Annotated in this window: 30 protein-coding genes, 5 tRNA genes and 1 pseudogene; 15 read left to right on the top strand and 21 right to left on the bottom strand. The window is 58.8% G+C overall.

From position 1 onward, the window contains the following. Nucleotides 1-439: 439 nt before the first annotated feature. From rpsI to SLH49_RS11740, 3 genes are all read right to left on the bottom strand, one after another. The gene (gene rpsI / locus SLH49_RS11750) at nucleotides 440-937 is read right to left on the bottom strand and encodes a 30S ribosomal protein S9 (protein ID WP_320269329.1); all 498 of its coding nucleotides are present in this window, start codon (nucleotides 935-937) and stop codon (nucleotides 440-442) included. Beyond that, nucleotides 937-1,398 carry a 50S ribosomal protein L13 gene (rplM, locus tag SLH49_RS11745; RefSeq protein WP_320240271.1) on the bottom strand — a complete coding sequence of 154 codons (462 nt, stop codon included), beginning with the start codon at nucleotides 1,396-1,398 and terminating at the stop codon, nucleotides 937-939. The genes rpsI and rplM overlap by 1 nt, the downstream gene beginning before the upstream one ends. Nucleotides 1,399-1,544: 146 nt before the next feature. Continuing rightward, complete coding sequence (locus SLH49_RS11740) at nucleotides 1,545-2,969, bottom strand: PLP-dependent aminotransferase family protein (RefSeq protein WP_320269328.1); 1,425 nt, start codon at nucleotides 2,967-2,969, stop codon at nucleotides 1,545-1,547. A gap of 85 nt (nucleotides 2,970-3,054) precedes the next feature. On the opposite strand from SLH49_RS11740, the gene SLH49_RS11735 reads away from it, so the two are divergent. Next, nucleotides 3,055-3,282, top strand: a complete 228-nt coding sequence (locus tag SLH49_RS11735; protein WP_320269327.1) for a DUF1127 domain-containing protein — start codon at nucleotides 3,055-3,057, stop codon at nucleotides 3,280-3,282. 49 nt (nucleotides 3,283-3,331) lie between these two features. On the opposite strand, the gene SLH49_RS11730 is transcribed toward SLH49_RS11735, so the two are convergent. After that, a complete protein-coding gene (locus tag SLH49_RS11730) occupies nucleotides 3,332-3,751 on the bottom strand; it encodes a PaaI family thioesterase (RefSeq protein WP_320269326.1) in 420 nt (139 codons plus the stop codon). A 42-nt stretch (nucleotides 3,752-3,793) separates the two neighbouring features. On the opposite strand from SLH49_RS11730, the pseudogene SLH49_RS11725 reads away from it, so the two are divergent. Further along, nucleotides 3,794-4,582: pseudogene (locus tag SLH49_RS11725) on the top strand (enoyl-CoA hydratase); the annotation flags it as partial. Nucleotides 4,583-4,594: 12 nt separating this feature from the next. Here the strand turns inward: SLH49_RS11725 and SLH49_RS11720 are convergent. From SLH49_RS11720 to SLH49_RS11710, 3 genes are all read right to left on the bottom strand, one after another. After that, nucleotides 4,595-6,064, bottom strand: coding sequence for a carboxypeptidase M32 (locus SLH49_RS11720; protein WP_320269325.1), 1,470 nt, complete (start codon nucleotides 6,062-6,064; stop codon nucleotides 4,595-4,597). Next, entirely contained in the window at nucleotides 6,065-7,201 is a 1,137-nt protein-coding gene (ctaA, locus tag SLH49_RS11715) for a heme A synthase (RefSeq protein ID WP_320269324.1), read from the bottom strand. It abuts the gene before it with no gap. Nucleotides 7,202-7,283: 82 nt separating this feature from the next. Further along, on the bottom strand, nucleotides 7,284-8,024 hold the full coding sequence (locus SLH49_RS11710) for an RNA methyltransferase (RefSeq protein WP_320269323.1): 741 nt from the start codon (nucleotides 8,022-8,024) through the stop codon (nucleotides 7,284-7,286). Nucleotides 8,025-8,151: 127 nt separating this feature from the next. On the opposite strand from SLH49_RS11710, the gene SLH49_RS11705 reads away from it, so the two are divergent. Both SLH49_RS11705 and SLH49_RS11700 read left to right on the top strand, forming a co-directional pair. After that, a complete protein-coding gene (locus SLH49_RS11705; RefSeq protein WP_320269322.1) occupies nucleotides 8,152-8,775 on the top strand; it encodes a thiamine phosphate synthase in 624 nt (207 codons plus the stop codon). Nucleotides 8,776-8,848: 73 nt separating this feature from the next. Continuing rightward, on the top strand, nucleotides 8,849-9,850 hold the full coding sequence (locus SLH49_RS11700) for a hypothetical protein (RefSeq protein ID WP_320269321.1): 1,002 nt from the start codon (nucleotides 8,849-8,851) through the stop codon (nucleotides 9,848-9,850). On the opposite strand, the gene SLH49_RS11695 is transcribed toward SLH49_RS11700, so the two are convergent. The 3 genes from SLH49_RS11695 to SLH49_RS11685 form a co-directional block, all read right to left on the bottom strand. Further along, complete coding sequence (locus tag SLH49_RS11695) at nucleotides 9,830-10,657, bottom strand: lysophospholipid acyltransferase family protein (RefSeq protein ID WP_320269320.1); 828 nt, start codon at nucleotides 10,655-10,657, stop codon at nucleotides 9,830-9,832. The genes SLH49_RS11700 and SLH49_RS11695 overlap by 21 nt on opposite strands. Beyond that, nucleotides 10,650-11,453, bottom strand: coding sequence for a GNAT family N-acetyltransferase (locus SLH49_RS11690; protein ID WP_320269319.1), 804 nt, complete (start codon nucleotides 11,451-11,453; stop codon nucleotides 10,650-10,652). Before SLH49_RS11690 ends, SLH49_RS11695 begins: the two co-directional genes overlap by 8 nt. 102 nt (nucleotides 11,454-11,555) lie before the next feature. Beyond that, a complete protein-coding gene (locus SLH49_RS11685; RefSeq protein ID WP_320269318.1) occupies nucleotides 11,556-11,738 on the bottom strand; it encodes a DUF3553 domain-containing protein in 183 nt (60 codons plus the stop codon). A 30-nt stretch (nucleotides 11,739-11,768) separates the two neighbouring features. On the opposite strand from SLH49_RS11685, the gene SLH49_RS11680 reads away from it, so the two are divergent. After that, the gene (locus tag SLH49_RS11680; protein ID WP_320269317.1) at nucleotides 11,769-12,359 is read left to right on the top strand and encodes a histidine phosphotransferase family protein; all 591 of its coding nucleotides are present in this window, start codon (nucleotides 11,769-11,771) and stop codon (nucleotides 12,357-12,359) included. Here SLH49_RS11680 and SLH49_RS11675 read toward each other — a convergent pair. Genes SLH49_RS11675 through obgE form a run of 3 tightly spaced genes read right to left on the bottom strand, consistent with a single transcriptional unit; the run spans nucleotide 12,356 to nucleotide 15,762 of the window. After that, on the bottom strand, nucleotides 12,356-13,612 hold the full coding sequence (locus SLH49_RS11675) for a glutamate-5-semialdehyde dehydrogenase (RefSeq protein WP_320269316.1): 1,257 nt from the start codon (nucleotides 13,610-13,612) through the stop codon (nucleotides 12,356-12,358). The two genes, SLH49_RS11680 and SLH49_RS11675, sit on opposite strands and share 4 nt — an antisense overlap. A 9-nt stretch (nucleotides 13,613-13,621) precedes the next feature. Next, nucleotides 13,622-14,728, bottom strand: coding sequence for a glutamate 5-kinase (proB, locus tag SLH49_RS11670; RefSeq protein WP_320269315.1), 1,107 nt, complete (start codon nucleotides 14,726-14,728; stop codon nucleotides 13,622-13,624). Further along, entirely contained in the window at nucleotides 14,716-15,762 is a 1,047-nt protein-coding gene (gene obgE, locus SLH49_RS11665; RefSeq protein ID WP_320269314.1) for a GTPase ObgE, read from the bottom strand. Before obgE ends, proB begins: the two co-directional genes overlap by 13 nt. A gap of 221 nt (nucleotides 15,763-15,983) precedes the next feature. Between obgE and SLH49_RS11660 the strand changes: the two genes are divergently transcribed. The 4 genes from SLH49_RS11660 (at nucleotide 15,984) to SLH49_RS11645 (ending at nucleotide 16,324) form a co-directional block, all read left to right on the top strand. Continuing rightward, nucleotides 15,984-16,069 (top strand) — tRNA-Tyr (locus SLH49_RS11660). A gap of 9 nt (nucleotides 16,070-16,078) precedes the next feature. Continuing rightward, a tRNA-Leu gene (locus tag SLH49_RS11655) sits at nucleotides 16,079-16,156 on the top strand. A 7-nt stretch (nucleotides 16,157-16,163) separates the two neighbouring features. Next, nucleotides 16,164-16,240, top strand: a tRNA-Leu gene (locus SLH49_RS11650). 7 nt (nucleotides 16,241-16,247) lie between these two features. Further along, nucleotides 16,248-16,324 (top strand) — tRNA-Leu (locus tag SLH49_RS11645). A gap of 145 nt (nucleotides 16,325-16,469) precedes the next feature. Here the strand turns inward: SLH49_RS11645 and SLH49_RS11640 are convergent. The 5 genes from SLH49_RS11640 to SLH49_RS11620 form a co-directional block, all read right to left on the bottom strand. Further along, nucleotides 16,470-16,955, bottom strand: coding sequence for a GNAT family N-acetyltransferase (locus tag SLH49_RS11640; RefSeq protein ID WP_320269313.1), 486 nt, complete (start codon nucleotides 16,953-16,955; stop codon nucleotides 16,470-16,472). After that, nucleotides 16,948-17,463, bottom strand: coding sequence for a GNAT family N-acetyltransferase (locus SLH49_RS11635; RefSeq protein ID WP_320269312.1), 516 nt, complete (start codon nucleotides 17,461-17,463; stop codon nucleotides 16,948-16,950). Before SLH49_RS11635 ends, SLH49_RS11640 begins: the two co-directional genes overlap by 8 nt. Next, nucleotides 17,460-18,002, bottom strand: coding sequence for a GNAT family N-acetyltransferase (locus SLH49_RS11630; protein ID WP_320269311.1), 543 nt, complete (start codon nucleotides 18,000-18,002; stop codon nucleotides 17,460-17,462). Before SLH49_RS11630 ends, SLH49_RS11635 begins: the two co-directional genes overlap by 4 nt. Nucleotides 18,003-18,133: 131 nt before the next feature. Further along, nucleotides 18,134-18,403, bottom strand: coding sequence for a 50S ribosomal protein L27 (gene rpmA, locus SLH49_RS11625; RefSeq protein WP_320269310.1), 270 nt, complete (start codon nucleotides 18,401-18,403; stop codon nucleotides 18,134-18,136). A 12-nt stretch (nucleotides 18,404-18,415) separates the two neighbouring features. Further along, complete coding sequence (locus SLH49_RS11620) at nucleotides 18,416-19,096, bottom strand: 50S ribosomal protein L21 (protein WP_320269309.1); 681 nt, start codon at nucleotides 19,094-19,096, stop codon at nucleotides 18,416-18,418. A 174-nt stretch (nucleotides 19,097-19,270) separates the two neighbouring features. Between SLH49_RS11620 and SLH49_RS11615 the strand changes: the two genes are divergently transcribed. Further along, complete coding sequence (locus tag SLH49_RS11615; RefSeq protein WP_320269308.1) at nucleotides 19,271-19,618, top strand: hypothetical protein; 348 nt, start codon at nucleotides 19,271-19,273, stop codon at nucleotides 19,616-19,618. 12 nt (nucleotides 19,619-19,630) lie between these two features. On the opposite strand, the gene SLH49_RS11610 is transcribed toward SLH49_RS11615, so the two are convergent. The 3 genes from SLH49_RS11610 to SLH49_RS11600 all read right to left on the bottom strand — a co-directional run bounded on the left by SLH49_RS11610 (nucleotide 19,631) and on the right by SLH49_RS11600 (nucleotide 21,246). After that, complete coding sequence (locus tag SLH49_RS11610) at nucleotides 19,631-19,900, bottom strand: hypothetical protein (RefSeq protein WP_320269307.1); 270 nt, start codon at nucleotides 19,898-19,900, stop codon at nucleotides 19,631-19,633. Nucleotides 19,901-19,934: 34 nt separating this feature from the next. Next, nucleotides 19,935-20,339, bottom strand: a complete 405-nt coding sequence (locus tag SLH49_RS11605; protein WP_320269306.1) for a hypothetical protein — start codon at nucleotides 20,337-20,339, stop codon at nucleotides 19,935-19,937. A 70-nt stretch (nucleotides 20,340-20,409) separates the two neighbouring features. Then, nucleotides 20,410-21,246, bottom strand: a complete 837-nt coding sequence (locus tag SLH49_RS11600) for a DUF2059 domain-containing protein (RefSeq protein WP_320269305.1) — start codon at nucleotides 21,244-21,246, stop codon at nucleotides 20,410-20,412. Between the two features lie 141 nt (nucleotides 21,247-21,387). Between SLH49_RS11600 and SLH49_RS11595 the strand changes: the two genes are divergently transcribed. The 5 genes from SLH49_RS11595 to SLH49_RS11575 all read left to right on the top strand — a co-directional run bounded on the left by SLH49_RS11595 (nucleotide 21,388) and on the right by SLH49_RS11575 (nucleotide 24,596). Beyond that, nucleotides 21,388-21,477 (top strand) — tRNA-Ser (locus tag SLH49_RS11595). A 19-nt stretch (nucleotides 21,478-21,496) separates the two neighbouring features. Beyond that, nucleotides 21,497-22,942 carry a tyrosine-type recombinase/integrase gene (locus tag SLH49_RS11590; protein WP_320269304.1) on the top strand — a complete coding sequence of 482 codons (1,446 nt, stop codon included), beginning with the start codon at nucleotides 21,497-21,499 and terminating at the stop codon, nucleotides 22,940-22,942. Further along, nucleotides 22,939-23,757 carry a hypothetical protein gene (locus SLH49_RS11585; RefSeq protein ID WP_320269303.1) on the top strand — a complete coding sequence of 273 codons (819 nt, stop codon included), beginning with the start codon at nucleotides 22,939-22,941 and terminating at the stop codon, nucleotides 23,755-23,757. Before SLH49_RS11590 ends, SLH49_RS11585 begins: the two co-directional genes overlap by 4 nt. A gap of 192 nt (nucleotides 23,758-23,949) precedes the next feature. Beyond that, entirely contained in the window at nucleotides 23,950-24,117 is a 168-nt protein-coding gene (locus SLH49_RS11580; RefSeq protein ID WP_320269302.1) for a helix-turn-helix transcriptional regulator, read from the top strand. 134 nt (nucleotides 24,118-24,251) lie between these two features. Next, nucleotides 24,252-24,596, top strand: coding sequence for a hypothetical protein (locus SLH49_RS11575; protein WP_320269301.1), 345 nt, complete (start codon nucleotides 24,252-24,254; stop codon nucleotides 24,594-24,596). The last annotated feature ends 118 nt before the right edge of the window (nucleotides 24,597-24,714 follow it).

Below are 24,714 nucleotides of genomic sequence, written 5' to 3'. Positions count from 1 at the left end.
GAGAAGCGCTGCTCGACGAAAGAACGATTATCCCTTCAGCCACGTGGCAACACTTATGTGAATGCCGATGCAGCGATCGTCCCGCTGCGCGTACGCGCAGCATTAATCCGACACTTCCGATATGGACTCTCCGATCTCATTCGACGCAGCCTAAGCCAATGTCAGCTTTTGATTGTGGGGCACGCTCATCAATTGTGTCCAATTTTGTAGTCAAGAGTATCCAAACCACTGACCGTCGGTAACGACGACCAAGCCTTAACAAATTTGTCCGGCCAATTGCGTCCTGTAGTTACTTACCAACTACTGGGCACCACGAAAGGGGCTCAAACCGCCCAAATAGCTGACATCGTAAATCAGCCAGATGAATAATCTACAAATACGAAACGCCCACTCTTTGAAAGTGGACGTTTGATTTTGCGGGTTGTTTCTCGGTCGGCACTTAACGCTTGGAGAACTGGAAGCTCTTGCGCGCTTTCGCCTTACCGTATTTCTTCCGCTCCACCACGCGGCTGTCGCGGGTCAGGAAGCCTGCAGCTTTCAGCGCGGGACGCAGCGATGGATCATAAAGCTGCAGCGCCTTAGACACACCGTGCTTCACCGCACCGGCCTGACCGGAGAGGCCGCCGCCTTTGACCGTGGCCACCACGTCAAACTGACCGGTTACGCCAGCAACGGTGAAAGGCTGCGCGAGGATCATCTGCAGCACAGGACGCGCGAAGTAAGCGTTCATGTCCTTGCCGTTCACGGTCACCTTACCGGAGCCAGGCTTGATCCAGACACGGGCCACCGCGTCCTTCCGCTTGCCGGTTGCGTAAGAGCGGCCCAGCTCATCACGGACGGGCTCGCGCGGTGTGGCAGTCTCAACAACAGCTTCGATAGCCTCAACACCTTCGGCAACCTGGCCGAGCTCTTCGAGCGAGTTCACTTGATCGGCCATTATGCGCTCCTCGTGTTTTTCTTGTTCATGGATTTGACGTCGAGCACTTCGGGCTTCTGGGCGTCCATGCCATGTTCGGCACCTGCAAAGACGCGCAGATGCGTCATTTGCTGACGGCTCAGCTTGCCGCCGGGCAGCATGCGCTGAACGGCTTTCATCACGACACGCTCAGGATGCGCGCCTTCCAGGATTTCCGCCTTGGTCTTCGACTTGATCCCGCCAGGATGGCCGGTGTGCCAGTAGTATTTCTCATCACGCTTGTTGCCGGTCATCTGGACCTTTTCAGCGTTGATGACGATCACGTTGTCGCCCATATCCATGTGCGGCGTGAAGGATGGCTTGTGCTTGCCGCGCAAGCGCATAGCGATGATCGAGGCAAGACGGCCCAGAACCACGCCCTCGGCGTCGATCAGGATCCATTTCTTGTCGATATCCGCCGGAGTTGCGGTAAAGGTTTTCATGTCTCACCAATATCGTTGGGGCGGCACCGGGCCGCATTCATTCGGATTGCGGCGTTATAAAGGGGCGCAAGATACAGTCAAGCGCAACATGCCGTGATAAATTAAGCAAAAACAATGCTTTACAATTTAGGTATTATTTTACCCCATTACACAGCCAGTCTTTCTGGTGGGTTATCCAGCAAATCACGCAGGACCTGCAACGCATCCAGAAAACGGCTATGCGGCACACGTCCATTCACCGCAACCCGGACCGAATGAACGGACCTGCCGTCGCGCAGGGAAAAGTCCTCGGCCGATTTCACCAGAACGCCCGCGGCTTCGGCGGCCTGACAGAACTCGCCCGCCCGCCATCCGCCCGGGAGGTCGAGCCAGAAGAACGGCACGTCCTCTGACCAGTTCATCCGGTAACGGCCCAGCACATTGACCGCAGCGCGGATATCCTGCCTGATCCGCGCCCTGATCTGCCCCGTCACCTGATCCAGCATCGGTTGCGCCATGATATGCGCATAGACATCCGTCACCAACCGACTGACGCCAAATGACCCAAAGGTCGCCGTGCGCATCAGCGCCCCGGCCCAGCCGTTTGGCGCAATTGCGAAGCCGATCCGCAATGCCGCCGTGATGGATTTCGAAGGCGACGTCACATACCAGCCCAGTTCGGGCAACAGCATCCGATAGCTCGGGCCTGTATAGGCCGTTCCCATCAGCCGGTAGCAATCATCATCCAGCACATGCACGCCATAGCGTTCCGCCACCCGTGCAATCTCTTGCCGGCGCGTCGCAGATGTTGACAGCACGGTCGGGTTGCAAACCTCTGCCGAGGTGCAAAAGACCTGTATCCCCTTTTCCTTGATCGCCATGGCAAGGGCATCCGGTCGCGGCCCCTGATCGTCCCACGGGATGCCAACAAGCGCCGCGCGGCTGACCAGCGCGGCAGAACGGAAGCCGCCATAGCTGAGCTCATCAACCGCAACCAGCGGGTTGGGGCCGCGCAACAGGCTTTGCAAGATCATGATGATCCCGTTTTGGCCGCCATGTGACGTGACCACATCATCCAATGTGAAGACCCCAACCTGATCGGGGCTGAGCGTTTTGGCAAATGCCAACCGCGCGGGCACGTCACTGTCGCGGCTGGGATAGCCCAGCAACGCCTCGGCGTCTGTTTCTGTTGCGACAGCATGCATCGCGTCCCGGATCAGTGCGGCCTGCCCCATTTCCGGCATTTTCGGGCTGAGCAGATGGGCGCGGGCATGCATTTCATAAACCGGATCATGCATGACCGGCGTGCCTGGCACGACCGGCTGTGGTGCGCGCTGCCCGCCTGCCACAAAGGTACCGCGGCCCACCCCGGCCTCAAGCCGCCCTTCATCAATCAAGAGCTTATAGGCGCGCGCCACAGTGCCCGGCGTCATGCCCACCTGAAACGCCAGATCGCGGACCGGCGGCAACTTATGCCCGGCGGGCATTTGACCTGACACAATGCCTTCGCGAATGGCCTTGGCGAGCGCTTTGTACTTCGATTTCCCGGCGCGCTGCAGATCATCTTCCCATTTTGTACCCGATACAATCATTTCATAGACCCGTAGCCGCTGCTTTTGTATCAATATACTGTAGCATACCGCTACATTGTGTCAATACAATTTGAGGAGTAGTCCGATGTCACACGCGCTCCACCCCGCGCAAATCCAGGTTCTGAACGCCCAGGCGACCCTTCCCGTCGTCGCCGGTCTTGCAGTGCGTCTGGCGGTGGTGGTTGTGAAGTGGGACATGCGCCGCAAAAGCCGCCGCGCGCTCAAACGGCTCGGCCCACATCTGCTCCGCGATATCGGTCTGGATCACTCCACTGCCCAAGCAGAGGCGTCCAAACCGTTCTGGCAGGATTAATCCCCTCCTGCCTTCTTCCTGACTGGGCCGGAGCATTCCGGCCCCTTTTTCATTTCGGCGGGATCGAATAGGTCAGCGACGCCCGTGCCACAGGCTGGGCCACGCCTTCGCTATAAAGCATCGCATCGCCTACCGCCAAAACCCGGCCCAATTTCAGAAGACGTGTCTCGCAGATCATGTCAGCACTCGCCGCAGGTTTGCGCATGAAATCGATGGCGCAATTGGTGGTGACAGCCAGCGCGACCGGGCCGATCCGCGCAAGAATGGCCAGATACATCCCCACATCAGCCAGCGCGAACATGGACGGCCCCGAAACTGTGCCACCGGGCCGCAAATGCCGCTGCGCCACTTGAAGCCGCACCCGAACACCCGCCTCGGTTAGCTCTTCGATGATAAAATCATCGCCCAGTTGCGGAAATTCGTGTGAGACGAACGCCTGCAGTGCGCGGATGTCCATCTTTGGTTCCATTGTCAGCCGCTCCCCCCTACGTTCAAGTCAAATCAGCAGAGAAGAGCGCCCATGACAATCCTTGCCCGCAATGACGCAGCGTCGATCGCAACCCTGACACTGAACGCCCCTGATCGGCTGAACGCACTGTCGGACGCGATGCTGGCAGCATTACAAACCACATTTGACGCGATTGCCGATGATCCAACGGTGCGCGTCGTCATTCTGAAAGGCGCGGGCAAGGCCTTCTGTGCGGGTCATGATCTGAAAGAGATGCAGAACGGCAGACAGGCGAAAGATGGTGGTTCGGCCTATTTCAAGGATCTTTTCGACCGCTGTGCCGTGATGATGCAAACGATCCAGAAGATGCCGCAGCCGGTGATCGCGCAGGTGCACGGGATCGCAACTGCCGCCGGCTGTCAGCTGGTCGCGACGTGTGATCTGGCCGTGGCCTCCGATGATACGCGTTTTGGTGTCAACGGGGTGAATATCGGGCTGTTTTGCTCCACCCCCATGGTGGCGCTGACCCGCAACATCCACCGCAAGGCGGCTTTCGAGATGCTGACAACTGGCCGTTTCATCAACGCCCGCGAGGCGCAAGAACTTGGTCTGATCAACCGCGCAGTTCATGCTGACGCCCTGGCGCGAGAAACGACGGAACTGGCGCAGGCCATTGCGGGCAAGCTGCCCAGTGCGGTGAAAATCGGCAAGCAGGCCTTCTATGAGCAGGCCCAGTTGACCACTGCGGACGCATACGCCTATACGGGCGAAGTCATGGTGCAGAACATGCTGGACGCCAACACCAATGAAGGGATCAACGCATTCCTCGAAAAACGCGACCCCGATTGGTAACGTCTTTTAAACTTAGAGCCCATAAATCTCGCCGAACTTGGCTTCGAGGTAATCCAGCAACGGCGCCTCACTGGGCTCCGCACCTGTCGCATGGATGATCGTCTCAACCGGCATCCGCAGCCCGCCAAATTGCTGCAGGTTCTCGCGTAACCAGCCCGTGGCCGCAGACGTGTCACCCTTGGCGAGGTCCGCGTCCAGATCGGGCACTGCCTTGCGCAACGCGCCATGCAGACAGCCCGCATAGACATTGCCCAGCGTGTAGGTCGGGAAGTAGCCAAAGAGCCCCTCTGACCAATGCACATCCTGCAGAACACCGTTTGATGGTTTGTCGACGGCATAGCCGAAATCGGCCTTAAACCGATCGTTCCAAGCAGCCTCAAGATCGCTCACCTGCAGATCGCCGGCCATCAGCGCACGCTCCAGATCAAAGCGCAGCAGCACGTGCAGGTTGTACTGCACCTCATCGGCCTCAGTCCGGATAAACCCGTCATGCACCCGGTTAACGGTGGCATAAAACGCATCCTCATCCGCAATCCCGAAATCGCCGAATGTGTCGCGCATCTGACCGTAGAGCCAGCCCGTGAAAGCCCGGCTCCGCGCCAATTGGTTCTCGTAAATCCGGCTTTGGCTTTCATGCACGCCCATCGACACGCCACGGCCCAGAGGGGTTAAAAGGTGTGTGTGATCAATGCCTTGCTCGTAGGCGGCATGGCCGACCTCATGCACCGTCGAATAGAAGCAGTTGAACGGATCCTCCGGCGCGGTCCGCGTTGTGATCCGCACATCCAGACCCGAACCGGATGAGAACGGATGCACCGCCTTGTCGATCCGGCCATTCGTGAGGCTGTAGCCGAAGGCCAGCGCCAGCTTCTCGGAAATCGCAAGCTGGCCCGCCTCATCAAATGTCCCCGACAGCGACGCGGGTGCAGGCTTTTCCAGGATCGCGGCGCGCAGACTCACAAGCCTTGGGCGCAGCGCATCGAACATCGCGGCAAGGCTGGTCCCTGTCGCACCCGGTTCGTAATTCTCAAGCAACGCATCGTAAGGGTCAGTGTCGCCCGCAATCGCTGCCGCCTCTTCCTTGCGCAGATCGAGCACCTTTTGCAGCATCGGGAGAAAGGCCGCCACATCCTCATCCGCCCGCGCCTGCGCCCAAACCCGATGGGCGAGCGAGGTGGTCTTTGCCAGTTCCGCCGCCAGCCGTGCGGGCACCTTAGAGGTGCGTTCAAAATCGCGCTTGATTTCCCGCAGGTTAGCGCGCGCAATGTCATCCTCAGGCTCGGCCTTGGCGAGCCACTCACCCACCTGGGGGTCAATGCGGCGGGCATGCAGCACATGGGCCATCGCCGCATGTTCCTCGGCCCGTTGGGGCGTTGCGCCCTCCGGCATCATCGTTTCCTGATCCCAGCCGAGGCGGCCTGCGATCTGTCCCAGTGCCTCTGTCTCGCGTTGGAACGCCATAAGCTCTTGATATGCGGTCATTTACGTGCCTCGGATGGATTGCGGAATGGGATATTGCGCAAGGAAGCGGGCGCGCAGGACCAGCGCCCAGAGGATCACCGCACCGAGCTGATGCACGATGGCGATCTGCCACGGCGCGGAATAGATCACCGTGACGATCCCGATGATCATCTGCAAAAACATCATTGCCATCATCGCGTTAAACGCAAAGCGGGTCTGTCCATTCGCTGACTTCCGAGCGCGCAGCCAAACGCCGATGGCGACGAGGAACAAGAGATATCCGGCCATGCGGTGCATGAATTGCACCAGCCCGTCATCCTCAAAGAAGTTCCGCCAAATGGGTTGCAAATCAAAGGGTTGCGGCGGAAGGAAGCCGCCGGCCATTAGTGGCCAATCGGGGTATGCGCGGCCTGCGTCAATGCCGGCGACAAGCGCGCCGAGTAGGATTTGCAGGAAGGTGACAGCGATCAGGATAGAACCGAGGCGCGCAAGCCCGACATCGCCGTTGCGCCGCGCTTGTAAGAGGTCGCTTTGGCTGCGTCCCAACTGGTAAACGTACCAGGCAATGAAGCCGAAAATCACGAAGGCGAGGCCCAGATGGGTGGCGAGCCGGTACGAGGCGACATCCATCATCCCCTCCTCCAGACCAGAGGCGACCATCCACCAGCCGATGAAGCCCTGCAGACCGCCAAGGGCACCGAGCAACAGCAGCTTTGGCGTCCAGCCCGTAGGGACTTTTCGGACTGCCAGAAAACCCACAAGCCCGACCGCCCAGACGAGGCCGATAAAGCGCCCAAGCTGCCGGTGGCCCCATTCCCACCAATAGATGACCTTGAACTCGGCCAGCGTCATCCCTTTGTTTTGCAAATGATATTCGGGGATGGCGCGGTACTTTTCGAACTCGGCATCCCATTCAACGGCGGACATCGGGGGCAGCGCGCCGGTGACAGGTTTCCACTCAGTGATCGACAATCCGCTATCGGTCAGGCGCGTTAGGCCACCGACGACGATCATCACGACCACGAGACCAAAAAGCGCCATCAGCCAGAGCCTGATGCCCCGCCGCGCACTGCTGGATTTGGCATCAATCGCGCCCGGTGCGGCGGTCTGTTTGGGGGTGTCGCCAACCTCTTCGAAAATGCTGCGTTTGGTGGCCATTGCGAACCTTCATCTTTGTCGCGCGGAACCTATGCGCGCCAGGCCGGACCTGCAAGCGTCAGGGTGACGCGGAACGGGCGCGCTAGCCTCGATCTTTCCAACGCACCATCTGCCGCATGATCCCATGCAACACCTGCACATCGGCGCGGGTCAGCGGCATGCGGGACCAGAGATTGCGCAGGTTCGTCTTCATATTGGCGGCCTTGTGGTCGGGGAAGAAGAAGCCCGCCTGATCGAGCGTCTCCTCATAATGCTGGCTGAGCTTTTCGATCTCGATCTGTTCGGCCCAATCGCCCGCCGCATCCATATGGGCCGGCTGTGCGGGCACCGATGCGCGGCGCCACTCGTAACCAGTCAGCAACACGCATTGGGCGAGGTTCAGTGAGGGGAAATCCGGGTTTACCGGCACGGAGATGATCGCATTCGCCCGCGCGATATCGTCGTTTTCCATGCCAGAGCGTTCGGGGCCGAACATGACCGCGACTTTGCGACCCTCGGCGATCATCGCGCGCGCCTCTGCCATCGCGACCTCTGGCGTCAGCACCGGCTTGGTCAACCCGCGCGGGCGCGCGGTCGTCGCGTAGACATAGTCGCAATCGGCAATGGCCGCTTGTGTATCATCAAAGATTTGCGCCTCGTCGAGGAGCCGCCCGGCCCCGCTGGCCATCGCCACCGCCTTTTGGTTGGGCCAGCCATCGCGGGGCGCGATGATGCGCATCCGGTCGAGCCCGAAATTCCACATGCCCCGCGCGGCGGCACCGATGTTTTCGCCCATTTGCGGGCGGATCAGGACAAAGGCTGGTTGTGGGTCGGGGCTGGTCATCGGCATTCTCATCTGACGGTCGCGGCCTGATACGCCGCGCCCCGCGCAGAGGCAAGCACCCCATGGCCAAGCCGCGTGATCCCCGCTAGAACCCTTTCACCAAAGAAGAAATACGAAAGACACGCCCATGTCGGACGACCAGGACACGCCGCAGATTTACCTGATCACCCCTTCGGAATTTGATCTGTCGCGGTTTCCATCGCAACTGGCCGCCTGTCTTGATCAGGTCCCGGTCGCCTGCGTGCGACTGGCACTGGGAACCAAGGATGACGCCCGCATCGTCAAAGCCGCTGACGCATTGCGCGAGGTGACCCATGCGCGCGACGTCCCGCTTGTGATCGACAGCCATATCCTGATGGTCGAAAGGCTGGGCCTTGACGGAGTGCATCTGCCCGACGGCGCGCGTTCGGTCCGGCAGGTCCGCAAGGATCTGGGTGAGGATGCGATTGTCGGCAGCTATTGCGCCAATTCACGCCATGACGGGATGACGGCGGGGGAATTAGGCGCGGATTATGTGAGCTTTGGACCAGTTGGTGTCACCGCGCTGGGTGATGGGCGTCAGGCGGAACTGGAGCTTTTTGAATGGTGGTCGATGATGATCGAAGTGCCGGTGGTGGCTGAAGGCGCGCTTGATCAGGGCCTGATCCGCACGCTCGCCCCGCATACCGATTTCTTTGGGATCGGTCAGGAGATTTGGGGCGCTGATGATGCTGCAGCGGCGTTGCTTGAGATGTCGAAAGCCATGGCCTAAAGCCACTGCAGTTGACGCGTCGCCCTGCCTTAATGCAGTGTGTATTTGGTATTGAAAACCAAGAGATTTTCAAATGACCAGCCGATTGCAAATGTATGGTCTAGCGATGACGCCGCTATTCTTCTACGCGGCGATAGAGTTGCTGACATTTCGGCTGAATAATCCAGTGATTTCCGGCTTGGCACCCAAGTTCGACGACTCCAGTGCCTATTATGAAAATGCGACGCGTTACACGCTTCAAGCAGCTGTTGTCTTCTTATTTTGGGTGGCTGTTGGCGCGGTGGGCCTTTTAATGCGTGACATTTTAGCGAAAGTGGGCATCTCTGGACTTCTACGCCGCAGCACCGCGCAAGATCTCGGACCAAAGCATGCGCGGATGGATCTGGCGTTCTTTCTTTTCTATGTGGGTTTTGCCATTTACGCGAGCACTTGGTTTGGCAGTATTGCGGGCGAAAACCGGAACTTCCAAAACCTAGGCACGGGCTTGTTTGTCGAAGTGATGAACCACTGCCATGTTGTACTGAATCAGCCCCAAAGCTGTGTCTTCGGTGAATACCGCCCCGCCCTTCCCCCGAGCGGTTTAGGGACTTATCTGAACCTCACCACCTTTGTCACAATTGTTGGGCTTGTCGCGTCGGCCCTGGGTTGCTGTCGCGCCGTGATGCTTACCGACGCAGAGGTTTCGCGGCATCCAGGCCGCGACATTTTTCGCGGACCAAGGCTCTACTTATATGTTTCATCGACCCTTTTTACCGCCGCGACCTTATGCATTTATGGCTGGAGTGGTTGGCCCGTTCCGTTTTTGGATGGCGCAGATTTGACAGCGTATCGGTCACTACAGAACGGTTTGGCGCTATTTTGGGCGACGTCATTCTCGCTTATTGTTCTGACGTTCTACTTACCCGTGATGCTGGCGCTATATGCGCGTATTGCGGATCAACCGAACCCAGACGCAGGAAGCGAAGGAAAACCACAATCGGTGGTTAAGATTGTCGATAGCGCGTTGGCGATATTGGTGCCCGTCATAGCGGCATTGTTGTCGCACGCTGGGGCGTCATTTGTTGACGCGCTCTAGACCATCCCGCACCGCCTCTTCTGTTGCTTTAGCGAGCGCTTTGCGATCTTCGAAATCGCTGACCTTAACCGGTGCGTGGTAGGTCACGGTCACGGTACCCTGGCGCGGTGCGCCGAGGGTGCTGAGGAGGTGCGGGCCGAAATCCATGTCGCCCCACCAGCCATAAAACCGGGGGTCCGCGCCTGACGGGGCTGTGTAGTTGACGGTGACAGGCTGGATCTGGAGCGTGTCGCGCAATGCGTCATCAAAGAAGGCGGCAAAGAGCGTGGGCTTGAAAGGCAGCACCTGCTGGCCATCGGTGGAGGTGCCTTCGGGGAAGAAAAGCAGCTTGTGACCTGCGGCGAGCCTTTCGCGAAAGATGCTGATCTGGGATGCTGCCTCACGCCGGTCACGGCGGATGAAGACGGTGCCGGTCGCTCGGGCGAGCCAGCCGACGCCGGGCCAGCCCGCCACTTCGGATTTGGAGACGAAATAGACCCGCTTGCGCGCGTTCAGCGCAAAGATATCCAGCCACGACGAGTGGTTGGCCACCGCGGCGCCGGGGCCTGCCATGGGTGTGCCTATCACGCTGTACCGGATGCCCAAGAGAATGAACGCCAAGCGGCAGACGACTTGGGTGATATGCGGTGTCACAGGGCGTCTTACGCCGCAAAGCGGCCGCTCAATAAGGCGGATCGCCAAAAGCACGAGAAGTCCGCCAAAAACCAGCAAACCCAATGGGATAGCGCGAGCTATGACACGCAGCCAGCCCGTCAATCCAAGCGGCGCCGAGTGCGGAGCGTCGCCACCATACCACGTCTCAGCCACGATGCAGCTTTCCCTTCGCCAGACGCGCAAGCCGCGGAGCAGGAACCGCATCTGTGGGCAGGATCAGACAGACGTCAATCGTGTTGAACGCATGATCGATGAACGCACCATCACCGACCATGCCACCGAGACGCAAGTAAGCCTTGATCAATGCAGGCATGTCGCGCATCGCCGCAACCCGGTCAATCGCATCGCGCGGGATCAGATCCATCCTCTGCGCTGTCGGTCCAATAGCGTGCGTTCGCGAAGCCTCGGGCGCGCGGTAGTGGTGGTAGAGCAGGCTGAGTTGTGCCGCCACCCTGTCTAGGTCCGTGCCATGGAATGAGGCCACACCGAACAAAACCTCAATCTGATGCGCGCCGACATAATCAGATAACGCCCCCCAAAGATGCATGAGCCCCGGGCCGCCACGATAATCTCGGTGCAAGCAGGATCGGCCCAGTTCCAACAACCGCTTACCGCCGGATCTGAGCACGCTGAGATTGTATTCACTCTCACAATAGAATTGCCCTGCCGTCGCAGCTCCGGCCTGGGTCAGCAACCGGTAAACCCCGACCACATCCTGCCCCGACGGCCGCGTCAGGTCGCGCAGCATCAGGTGCTTGGCATGGTCGTCAAAGCGATCACGCTCCAGCCTCGCCGCATGATCGACATGCGGGCCTGTTCCACCCAGTTCGGCAACAAACACATCGTACCGCAAACGCTGGATCTTGCGCAGATCATCGGCAGTTTTCGCAAGTTCAACCTGAAAAAGCGCTGCCGTCTTTGTCTCTGTCATCTGCATTTGCGCACGCATTTACGTTTCCTGTGTGGCATTAACCATTTGCTAACCGTTGCGCCACAAGGTCTGTTATGGCCAATCCAGCATTTAACGGTGACTAACTACTTTGGGTTGTGTTTAATCATTGTATACCAAGACAAGCAGGACGCGTGATCCATCAATGACAACTTTACCTTCCTCGCGAAAGTTCACGGTGATTTTCCCACCGATATTCGACTGGACCTGCCCGACGCCCCAATCGGCACGGTCGGGATGCCGCACGAGCATGCCCGGTTCGAGGATCGAGTTGATGTCCGACATGTCTTTTCCTTCACCAAAGGAGCCTTTGCCATGAGCCCTGATCTTGCCGCCCTTGTAGGTTCGCGTATCTGTCATGACCTTATCAGCCCAATCGGGGCGATCGGCAATGGTGTCGAGCTTTTGTCGCTGACGGACGGTGATACCGGCCCTGAAATGCAACTGATCAATGAAAGCGTGCAGAACGCCAATGCGCGCATTCGGTATTTTCGCATCGCCTATGGTGCAACCAGCGAAGACCAGATGATCAGCCGGGCCGAGATCGTGTCGATCCTCGCGGCGACAGCGCGCGGCGGGCGCTTTACCTATTTCTGGAATGTCGAGGGCGAGCAATCGCGGCGTCTGGTCCGCTGCGCGCTCTTGCTGATGCAGTGCTTTGAAGCGGCCCTGCCCATGGGTGGCGACATTCATGTGGTGCAGGAGGGGGATCAATGGCGGCTCAGCGCCGAAGGGCCACGACTGAGCGTCGATGGCGCCCTGTGGGACACGATGAGCCGCCCTGTCGTTGGCTATGAATACACCGCCGCGCAGGTGCAATTCGCACTGATCCCCGGTGTCATGGCCGAGGCAGGCCGCAAACTGCGCCTGACGATGGACACCGACAAGCTGGTCGCCGTTTTTTAGGGCCGGATCGTCCCGTCGCCAGTGACCAGGTATTTGAAGCTGGTCAATTGCACCGCACCAACAGGTCCGCGTGCATGCAGTTTGCCCGTAGCGATGCCGATCTCGGCCCCCATGCCGAACTCGCCGCCATCCGCGAACTGGGTCGAGGCGTTGCGCATCAGGATGGCACTGTCGAGTTGACGGAAGAACTGATCGGCCATGGCGTCATTCTCGGTGATGATCGCGTCGGTATGGTTGGAGCCGAAGTGCCGGATATGGTCAATCGCCTCATCGACGCCATCCACGACCTTGGCTGCGATGATCATGTCGAGGAATTCCTTGCCGAAATCGTCCGCCTTTGCGGGTGTTGAGCCCTTCAGGCTGCCATCGCTGCGCACTTCGACGCCTGCACCGATCAATGCTTCGCTCAGAACATCGCCATAGCGGGCGTGAAAGGCCCGATCAACCAGCAAAGTTTCGGCTGATCCACAGATGCCGGTGCGCCGGGTTTTAGCGTTCAGCACAACGGCCTTCGCCTTTGCGAGATCCGCATCGCCATCCACATAGATGTGGCAGATGCCTTCGAGATGGGCAAAGACGGGCACGCGGGCCTCACGCTGGACCAGACCGACAAGGCCCTTGCCGCCACGGGGCACGATCACATCGATATGATCAGTCGCTTGCAACATGGCAGTCACGGCAGCGCGGTCCCGCGTGGGGATCAGTTGGATGGACGTCTCGGGCAGACCCGCGGATTTCAGACCGGTGACGAGGCAGGCATGGATGGCCTGACTGGAATGAAAGCTCTCCGACCCGCCGCGCAGGATCACGGCGTTACCGGATTTGAGGCAGAGCGCACCGGCATCGGCAGTGACATTGGGGCGGCTTTCGTAGATAACGCCGATGACGCCAATCGGCGTGCGCACGCGCTGGATATGCAAGCCGCTCGGTTGGGTCCATTCCTCGGCAACCTCCCCAACAGGGTCAGTCTGTGCAGCGACGGCGCGCAGGCCGTCCACCATGCCCTGAATGCGGCCCTCGTCCAGCATCAGACGGTCCATCATGGCGGGCGACAGACCCTTTTCGGCGCCAAAGGCGAGATCGTCCTTGTTTGCGGCCATGATGGTAGCGCGCTGCGCCCAGACTTCATCCGCGGCGGCATTCAGCGCCCGCGCTTTGGCCTCTGCGCTGACGGTGGCCAACATCGCGGCAGCTGCACGGGCATCGCTGCCGACTTTTGCCATCATCGCGCCGATTGTATTTTGCTCGTTCATCGCGTCCTCCTAAAGCACCATGTCGTCGCGGTGCACCAGTGCCGCGCGGCCTTCATAGCCCAGAATATCAACAATGTCAGCCGTGCGGCGGCCCATGATTTGCCGCGCCTCGGCGCTGGTATAGCGGATCAGGCCCTGGCCAAGTTGCGCGCCTTCAGTGTCGATGATCGCCACCAGATCGCCGCGCCCGAAACTGCCATGGATCTGGGCGACCCCGGCGGGCAAGAGGCTTTTGCCGCGCCCCAGCGCATCTTTGGCACCTGCATCAATCGTGATGGTGCCGCGCGGTTTCATCGACGCGATCCAGCGCTTACGCGCCGCCTGCGGGTCGGTCTGGGCGGCAAACCATGTGGCCTTCGCCCCGTTTTCGAGCTTGCCCAACGGGTAGAGCGCGGTGCCAAGGGCAATCGCCATCGCACATCCCGCCTCGGTCGCGATCCGGCCCGCGATGATTTTTGTAATCATGCCGCCTTTGGAGAGGCCGGAGCCTGCGTCGCCTGCCATGGCCTCAATGTTTGCAGTGATTTTCTCAACGTGGTCAATGTGTTTTGCGGCGCTGTTGATCTTTGGATTAGCAGTGTAGAGGCCGTCGACATCGGACAACAGGATGAGTTGGTCCGCTCCAACAGTCACCGCGACTTGCGCCGCGAGCCGGTCATTGTCGCCATAGCGGATTTCGTCCGTCGCGATGGTGTCGTTTTCGTTGACGATGGGCGTCACACCAAGCCCGAGCATCGTCTCCATCGTTGCGCGGCTGTTGAGGTAGCGGCGGCGATCCTCCGAATCTTCAAGCGTGACAAGCACTTGGCCGGTGGTGATGCCGTGCGGGGCCAGCGCCTCTTCGTAGGCGCGAGCGAGCTGGATTTGGCCGACGGCGGCGGCGGCTTGCGATTGTTCCAGCGCCAGCGAAGTGAGCGGCAGGCCCAACACGCCCCGCCCCAGCGCGATGGAGCCAGAGGAAACGAGGATCACATCCGTCCCCCGCGCCTTGATCCGCGCCACGTCGCTGGCGAGCGAGGTCAGCCAGTCTTGCCGTAGCTTGCCTGTTTCAGCATCGACCAGCAGGGCCGAGCCGATTTTGACGACAAGGCGCTTGGCGTCGCTTAAGGCTGCCATGGCGCGTCGTCCTGTTCTTCAGCGGCCTCCTTGCGGTGGCGCAGGCGGTCTTCGTCGATCTTTTCGCGCAAGGCGCGCAGCACATCCGGGATGCCTTCGCGGCTGACGCCGGACATCTGCATGACGGGGCCATCGGCGACGGCGGCAATCTCTTCGGTCAGAAAGGCGCGTTCTTCGTCGTCCAGCGTGTCGATCTTGTTCAGCACGGTGATGCGCGGCTTTTCCGCGAGGGCACCGCCATAGGCCTCAAGCTCGTTGATGATCGTGGTCAGATCGCCCGCCGGATCGCCGGAGGTGCCGTCGATCAAGTGCAGGAGGACCGCGCAGCGTTCTACATGGCCGAGGAAGGTGTCGCCAAGGCCCCTGCCCTCGGACGCGCCCGCAATCAGGCCGGGGATGTCGGCGACGACGAATTCGACGTCATCGATGCCCACCACGCCAAGGTTGGGGATCAGCGTCGTAAACGGATAGTCGGCGACTTTGGGCCGGGCATTGGAGGTGGCCGCGAGAAAGGTCGATTTGCCCGCATTCGGCATGCCGAGCAGGCCCACATCGGCGATCAGTTTCAGGCGCAGCCAGATCGTGCGTTCAATCGCCTCCTGCCCCGGATTGGCGCGGCGCGGGGCCTGGTTGGTTGCCGTTTTGAAGCGCAGATTGCCCCAGCCACCATTGCCGCCTTTGGCGATAATGATGCGCTGGCCCACTTCGGTGAGGTCGGCGATGACGGTTTCCTCATCCTCGTCGATGATTTCGGTGCCAACAGGCACGCGCAGCACCTTGTCGTCGCCGTCCTTGCCAGTCCGCTGGCTGCCCATGCCGGCCTGGCCATTGCCTGCGAAAAAGTGTTGCTGGTAGCGGAAGTCGATGAGCGTGTTCAGACCTTCAACGGCCTCAACCACCACATCGCCGCCCTTGCCGCCATCGCCACCATCGGGGCCGCCATATTCGATGTATTTCTCGCGCCGGAACGAGATACAGCCCGCCCCACCGGCGCCGGACCGGATATAGACCTTGGCAAGATCGAGGAATTTCATAAAGCTGGCTTTCCGCGGCTGTTCAGCGATGTGCGATACGCGATTGTTGTCAGGTTCTCAAGCGGACGCGGGCGAACCCGTGCAGAAACGTTCGGGGCACCCGGCAAATATCAGTTCCCGCATAATGCTGTTGACATCAAAGGATTGCTGAATATAAGCCGCCGTCATGAAACAGATCGCGACTTATCAATTGGAGTATCGCCTAACCCACTAAGATTTGTGGGACGGCTCTCCTATTGGCGAAGGTCGGAGACTGTAAACCTCTCGTGTAAAAGCTGTGCTGGTTCGAATCCAGCCCGTCCCACCAAACCACCATGCGGGTGTAGCCCAACTGGCAGGAGGCGCCTGATTCAGGATCAGGACAGTGTGGGTTCGAATCCCACCACCCGTACCAAACACTAGTCAGACTGGCGCAATCGGTAGACGCAGTACGTTGAGGGCGTACTTGTTCCGGGTTCGAGTCCCGGGTCTGACACCATAACTCCGCGTGTCTAGCCCAACTGGTAGAGGCATCGGACTTAAAATCCGAGAAGTCCCGGTTCGAATCCGGGGACACGCACCACAACGGCTCTCAACAATTCGGGCAACGAGGTCTTAAGTTTGAAATGTTTGCTGCTCTCCGTTGAACCAATATGTTCCAAAGAAATGGTTTGCGCGGTCACTACGACATTGAATTCACCACTTAAGACCATTGACAGAACATGCTCTCAAGGCCTCTCCCAATCGACACGGGCCAGCCGACGATGATGGACCAACACAGGAAAGCCCCGGGCCTTGCTGCGGATGTAAGTCGTCTGCCAGTGGACAAAACCCAAGCGTTCGAGCAGGCGGGCGGAGGTGGGATTGTCGTACCAGGTTGATCCGGTCAAGTGATCCCGATCAGTCGTCTGAAACGCATGATCCACAGCCGTCCGAGCGGCATGGCGCATGATCCCCTGCCCGTGATGGGCGGGGTTCAGCATGTAGCCGAGATCGCCGTTTGTGACGCCGATTGAGCCGATCAGGTGATCATCCAGACAGACAGCCCAGACAAAACCGTCGCCCTCGTAGGGTTTGCAGCGACTGCGCGTGAAATCTGCGTCAGCGGGCCAAGGCCAGCCGCCGAGTTGGCGGGTGACGGACCAGTGCGACACCATCGTGTGCAGATCGTCGAAATCATCCGAACGGATGTTGCGATAGGTCAGATCAGGCACCTTGCTGTGCCTCCCACCGGGCGCGGGTGAGTTCCATGCTCCGCCCCGGCACTTCTGCGTCGCGGGCCTTCGAGAAATGGACATGCGGGCCGATATCGACAAAACCAAGCTTTGTCAGCACGTTGCGGGACGCTTTGTTTTCGACGAAGTGGCTGGAGCCGATGGCATCCACGTCATTGGACGCGAAATGGTGGCCGACCACTGCATCAGCAGCCTCGGTCGCATAACCCTGCCCCCAGGCGTCCTGCGCCAGCCAATAGCCGAGTTCCTTGTCGAGGCTCATGACGCCAACAAAGACCTCGCCATGCCAGATGATCCGGGCAAGCATGCGGCCTGCCAGGTTCTCACCGATAAACCATTCCGCATCCGCAAGCGTGTACGGATACGGCACGACAGTCAGCCATTTGCTGATCTCGTAATTGTTCAGCTCTGCGGCCACGACCGGAGCGTCCTCTTGCACCAATCCGCGCAAAAGGAGCCGCTCCGTCCGCAATGTCGGGACGGTCATGACCCCGTTTTGAGCGTATAGGTCCAGGTTGGCACCGTGGCATTGCGCGAGACGGAAAACGCCTCTGCATCACCAAGATAGTCGAACCCGCAATTTGTCAGCACACGCGCCGAGCTTGGGTTGTCCTGAAACGCCTCGGCAAAGATGCGTTCGGCCTTGTGCGGGTTGGCTGCGATCAGGGTGCGCACGGCTTCTGTCGCGAAACCGGTGTTCCAGAAGGCCGGTGCAATCCAATAGAAGATCTCCGATTGCGCGCGGTCCATCCGCTCAAGGCTGATCAGACCCAAGGCTTCAGCATGGCCGTGACCAGAGCCGTCGATGACCCAAACATCCTCTGTCCGGTCAGGCTGGCTCGCGCGTTCGATCATCGCCTCGACAGCACCGGGCGGCAATGGGTGCGGCATGGCACGGGTGCCACGGGCCACACGGTCATCGCCTGCATACATCGCAATAAGACCCGCATCGGACTTGCGGCATGGACGCAGAATAAAGCGCGCTGCCTCGATCGTGTCCTGCACGGTGATATCCTCATGTCTCATTGCGTTCCCTCCTCGAAACCCACTTACCGACTTCGCCTCTTCCCTAGTCACAGATGGTGGCGAAACTATGAATAAAAAAGGGGACCGGTTTGCACCGATCCCCTCAAATGTTTGTTCTTGAGCTTTTCGGCTTATTCAGCGGCCTCCGCCACCGGGAGAACCGAAATAAAGGTGCGACCTTTGAGGCCTTTGTGAAACTTCACGGCGCCCTCGGCAGTTGCAAAGATCGTATGGTCCTTGCCCATGCCCACGCCGGAGCCTGGCCACATCTTTGTGCCGCGCTGACGCAGGATGATGTTACCTGGAATGACAGCTTCGCCACCGAATTTCTTCACACCAAGGCGGCGACCGGCTGAGTCGCGCCCGTTACGGGATGAACCGCCTGCTTTTTTATGTGCCATCGGTTACTCTCCTTAGCCCTTGGCCAGTTCTTTGGCCTGGTCGATCCAGCCTTCACGCTCGATCCGGCCTTTGAATGACAGTTTCTCGTCCATAGCAGCTACATCGGCTTCGGTCCATGCTGCAATCTGGGCGAATGTGGTCACGCCTGCGTCATGCAGCTTTTTCTCCAAAGCGGGGCCGACACCGGACAGCTTTTTCAGATCGTCAGCGCCTTCTGCTTTTGCAGGGGCTGCTTTCTTCTCTGCCTTTGGCTTTTCGGCCTTTGGAGCCTCGGCTTTGGGCGCCTCAGCCTCTTTCTTTGGTGCCGCCTTCTTGGCAGGCTTCGCAGCTGGGGCTGCGACAACACCAGCACCAGACACCGCCGCCATCACACCGGATTTGTCCGCACCTTTTTCAAGGATGTCGGCAATCCGCACCAATGTGAGTTGCTGGCGATGACCTTTCTTGCGCTGCGAGCTGTGCTTGCGGCGACGCTTGACGAAGTTGATGGTCTTTTCGCCCTTGATCTGGTCGATCACGTCCGCCTGGACACCGGCACCTTCGACGAAGGGCGTGCCGACTGTGTTGCCGACCATCAGAATGTCGTTGAATTGGACTTTGTCGCCAGCTTGTGCTGCCAGCTTTTCGACACGCAGAACGTCGCCTGAAGCAACTTTATACTGCTTGCCGCCGGTTTTCAGAACCGCAAACATGCTATTTTCCTCATTTTCCGCGTCTCTTAGGCCCCGGATCGGTCCGGTGTTTGGTACCTGTGGACAGCGCGCCCTTGGGCGAGTTTTCGCAATCATTCAGCAAACGGGTTGCTGAGATGGCGGCTTATGTGAGCAATATCGCTGCAAGTCAAGCTAAAAGAAGGTGGAACACCCATGCGACTTATCTATGCCGCTGCGTTCACGCTCGCCGCCTGCTCGCAAGAGGCCAATCATCTGGGCAATCCGTTGCTGCTGCCGGTCTCGGGCGTCAGTACGGCTATCGGCAATGCGGCCTATAATGAGCGGCGCGGACGCGTGGAAGTCATCGTCAAAAGCAACTTTGACGCAATTATCGCCGATATCAATGCAGGTGGCGGTCCGGTGCTGACCGAGGCGATGGATGCCGCCGGGATCCCCGCGGCTGACCGCCCTGCCCGCATCATCCAGCTGCAATCAGATCTCGGCCTTTATGCCGTCAATCCCGGCGCGCTGGTCGTGGCGTTGATGGTTTATGGCGGCTGAGTTCGGATCGCCTTAGCCAATCCCGAAGACCCGCGAAAAGGCCGTGCCAAGCTGGCCCAGAAAATCAATCCACTGCCAATCCGCATCCTCTGGGCGCGGATAGTCCTGATATTGAAAGCCCAAGAAGGCGATCAAAAGCAACGAAAGGCCGAGCGGTGTCCGTATCCTGTTTGGCAGAAACCAGGGGCGATCAGCCCCCCGGAAGGTTCTGCTTTCGGACGCGCCGGTCAGCGGCAGCAAACCCAAACCAAATACGATCGCAAAGTCGGCCCAGCTGGTCATATTGAGGCTCCGATGTTGCTACATCTTCTGTGTGCTAGAACGATCCAACCGCAGAGTCGCGCTGCGCCACGAGGTTCCAGAAGGCCTGCGATTTCGCGATGTCATCGGCCAGGTCCTGTGGGATGCCGCGCGCGATCATGCGCTGGTAGAGCGTTTCGGGATAACCGGGGCTGACGGGTGGCACACTGACGCGCGGATTGATATCAGCCTGACGCCCGCGCGCCACATCCGGGCAATCCCGCGTTGGGTTACCATTGGCACTGCGCCCTTCGCTTTCCAGTTTCTGAACGGCAGCAAAGTAGATCGCGCATTCGCTGATCACCAACGCCTCTTGCGCCGGATCGTCCAGCGGCAGGTTCGGGTCCCCTGTGATCGCCGGGGTCTGATCACATGCGGCAAGGATTAAGAGTGCTGCAGCGGCAGCAGTTAGTCGAAGCAAGAGAGATGGTCCTTTCGTCAGCGGCTTTGGCGGCAGAATAAGCCTTGGCCAACGAATGCCAAGACCGGTTTCACAGCTCCTGACTGATCATGAACCGCGATGCCGCCAGCCCCAATGCGCGCGAGATGTCGTCAAACATGCCGTTAAACGCCTCAAACAAAGCGCCGTTGATTTCGGTACCCGCATCACTTTTTGAGAACTCGATATAGGCATCCATCTCTTCATCTGTGAGAGGCTGATAGGCCATCAGCAGAAAGGAGTAGACCCATTCGGACGTGTTGGCGCGGATCTCATCCTCCTGTGCCCAGACATCGCGCAAAACGGTCTCGGGCGTGATGCCGGGCGGCATGACGCCACCATCAATCAACCCGGTCATGAAGGCGTAGTTCGAGTTCAGCGCGCCGACCACGTTGGCTTCGATAAGGTCATTTGCCGCAACAAAATCCTGCACCTGCAGGGCAAGTGGGGTCTCATCCGCCATTGCCAGAGCGGCATTTTCTTTGCTGGCCTCTTCAATCGCGTCGTCGAGCAAGGCGCGTCGCGCGCTGACCTCAAGCTCAATAATCGTGCGGCCCGTTTCGGAATTGTAAAAGGCCAGCATTGCGTCGATATCGTCCCCTTCTAGGGCCTCACCAAACACGCCACGTACCTCTTCATTCATCATCTCGACGTCGTAAATTCGAGACACGGCATCATTCCAGCGAGCAATACCACCGCCCGGGAACATGTCTGTCGCGATGGTCTCGCCATAATCGAGCCCCTCTTCGCGCATGATCTCAAGCATCTGCGGCAGCGCCAGTGCTTCATAGAGAGCATCGATTTTCGACGCATCATCGTCTTGCGCCAATGCGGGCAAAGCAAATAACGCTAGAGTTGCAGTAAAGGCGGGCGCGATCAGGCGATGCATCGCAATTCCTTCCAATGATCCTCTTGATCTAGTGATATGTGGGCACCACGTCTTTTCCAAGGGCAGTGACGGAATTGTCACCTTGGTTGCATTGGGACTTGCCAGTGCCGCATCCGCGCATTAGGACAGCGCGACCCCCGCGGAGAGGTGCCGGAGTGGTCGAACGGGGCGGTCTCGAAAACCGTTGTGGGTGCAAGCCCACCCAGGGTTCGAATCCCTGTCTCTCCGCCATACAAACCTCTGAGAAGATATGATATTGCCCAATTTGGGTCATATTTTTCAGTACTTTACCCGCATTGAAAACAAACTGTCCTCCGGTTGGGCTCTGGAAGCTCCGGTACGGTCGTGCTATTTTTTGGCGGGTAGGTTGACGGGTGACATCATGCCAAAGATTGCAAAAGAACTTTCTGCACTGGAAGTAAAGCGACTGAGCTACGCCGGAACTGGACAAAATCAGACCGTTGCGGTGGGCGGTGTATCCGGTTTGCTTATGCAATTAACAGCAAATGGCGGCAGATCGTGGGTGCTTAGAACGCTAGTTGGAGGGAAACGGAAAGAGTTTGGCCTAGGCAGCTTTCCCGAGATCAGCTTAGCCGCCGCACGTGACCGTGCCCGCGAACTCAAGGAAAAGATCAGGTCCGGCGTTGACCCACTGGAACAACGTAAGGCGCAACGATCTGCGCTGCTGGCCGAGCAAATGCGGGGCCTGACTTTTGAAGCCGCCGTTGACCGATACTTAGACGCCAAGCTCGATGAGTACGAAAACCCCAAGCATCGACAGCAATGGCGGAATACGCTGACGAGCTACGCTATCCCGGCATTGGGTAACATGCTGGTGCAGGACATTACTGTGCAGGACATGTTGCGGGCTTTGCAGCCGATTTGGCACACCAAAACAGAAACTGCGTCTCGTGTACGCGGTCGTATCGAAGCCGTTCTGAGCTGGGCAACAGTTTCAGGCCACCGGACAGGCGACAACCCAGCACGGTGGGCAGGAAACCTAAAGGAGCTTTTGCCCGCACCTAGCAAGATTGCCAAAGAGACCAATCACCCGGCCTTGCAGATTGATGATGTGCCAAACTGGCTCAACCTTCTGCGGCAGATGGACGGAATGGGCCGATACGCACTGGAGTTTGCCCTATTGACGGCCTCACGATCTCAGGAGGTGCGTGGAGCACTCTGGGAGGAAATTGACCTCGACAATGCGGTTTGGATTATTCCGGCCAGCAGAATGAAGATGAGCCGCGAGCATCGGGTTCCGCTATCGACGGCAGCGGTAGAGTTGCTGAAGCAGGTTCCAAGGTTCGCCGACAGCGAATACGTCTTCCCTGCCCCACGAGGCGGCCAGCTGTCTGACATGACGCTCAGTGCGGCTATGAAGCGGCTTCATCAAGCCGACGAAAAGGCCAACGGCGACGGCTTCGTAGACCGCGTTTCTGGCCGTCCAGCGGTGCCTCACGGCTTGCGGAGCACCTTCAGGGATTGGGTAGGCGAGCGCACGGGCTTTCCGGGCGATCTGGCTGAAATGGCCTTGGCCCACAAAGTCGCCAGCGATGTGGAAGCCGCGTATCGCCGAGGACAGATGACTGACAAGCGCCGCCCTCTCATGCAGGCATGGGCTGATTTTTGTACCTGCGCAGATGCAACTCGTTGCAACGAGAATATCATCAGCTTCGAGGCAGGATCGGGAGTATGAGGCAGCCTAAGCAACCTAGCTATCACACGCTCGGTGCCCTTGATGGTGCCATCCGAAATGAGATCGACGTCGCGTTCCCCTCCCATTTGCAGTTGGTAGGACAACAGACTGATCAGTGGCCGAACAAGAACACACCAGAGTATGAAGTGATGATCCGGCAGATTAAAGCCGGTTTGGCATTCTATGCACTGGAAGGCTTTCTCTGGCCGCAGGATAAAGACAGCCCGCCCATAAGTGTTTGGGTCGGCAACTCATGGCGTAAATCCACGCAACATCTTCACAAACTCGGCGACAACGACCTGCCGTCACTCGAAGACGTTCTATGGACACCCCGCAAACCGGATGTGCAACCCGTTGCAATGAGGACATATGACGAAGCGATGACTTATCGAAGGGCGGGCGCCCTACTGGACCGAAGGTTCTTGCCGCTCCTCACCCGGAAATGGCGCATCCGTGAGACAGCACTTGAACGTGCCAAGGTCACGTCCGAGTTTCAACGGCGGTTTCGGTTCAAGGAACTCTTCTATCATGGTGATTATCCAAGCAAGATTGCTGAAGGAATGGCAGCAGAATTTAGGTACGTGCTGGGAAGCGGGCCACACGAGCCGCATGTGCCGCCGAGCACCGCATATGAAAAGGCATTCCATCGGCAGTTGCGGCTTCTACGCGAGGCATGGGATCAAAACTCTGACGGGACCGGCACACCCCCACGGGAATGGGTACGTAATCGGCTCTCGCACCCAGAGTACCAAGACTATCCAATTGAGAACGGGTATGCGGATAGATACCGAAGAGCGTTTATCGAAGCTCCCTAGTGCTGACCGCACGTGCAACTCGTTGCACTTTACTTCCGTTTCTGTCTGCCGACGGCAAGCAATCTTAGCGATTAAACCTACCCTATCAGACCTCATCGGCCACAACTGGCCCCAAACTGATAGGAAAAAGCGATGGCAGCAGGCCGGACCCAATCTGAAAATGCACTCCCACGGCAGATGGGTCGTACTCTGATGAGCGCCAGACAAGGCGCTGAGATGACAGGTGTTGCCGAGAGCACTTGGTGGGAATGGGCGCGCACCATTCCTGACTTTCCCAAACCCATCCGTATCAGCGCCCGGTGTACGCGCTGGGACCAAGCAGAGATCGAAACGTGGCTCGAAAGCCGTCGCGCTGCCTAGGGTCAGGACTCATAGCTAATAAATGACGGTTGCAGCGAGGGCGATAGCAGACAGAAAGACCTTTGGGCATGCAGTTTCTCCACAAACCGTTGCGGGTATTTAGGATGCCGCGTTAGCATCATCTTCGGCTCATCATGAGCCATCTGCCATTCATCATTGCGCTTTGCGCCGCCCAAACCGCCCATGAGGTGAGCCTGTGCGCATCGCAGAGCCTGCCAACGGTGTCTGGCGACAGCGATGTGCCCGAATGGATACATCTGCTGCCTGGTGGCGCAAGTATCCAAACTGGCGATGCGCGGGGGCCTTACCATGTCACATCGCCGGACGAAGTGATTGCGGCGTCCTTTGCGCAGGACGACCGCCTGCCCATTAATGAGAACCACTCAACGGACCTCGCCGCACCGCGTGGCGAAAGCAGGTCTTCGTCGGATACTTCGCTACTGCCGAAGAAGCTGCGGCGGCCCGTTAGCAAGCTGTAGATGATCTCGAAAATGGGCCTTCCAAAGCAGGTGTGAGGCGACGAAAATTAGTAACTAATTGATTTTACGAAATAAAAAATTGCAACTGAGTTGCAACTGTCCAATCGCCCCATGTGCA

The sequence above is a fragment of the Cognatiyoonia sp. IB215446 genome, from assembly GCF_033963825.1.
Taxonomy (GTDB): Bacteria; Pseudomonadota; Alphaproteobacteria; order Rhodobacterales; family Rhodobacteraceae; genus Yoonia.
Note: the sequence above shows the minus strand (reverse complement) of the source record. Positions and strands in the feature narration are given on the sequence as shown.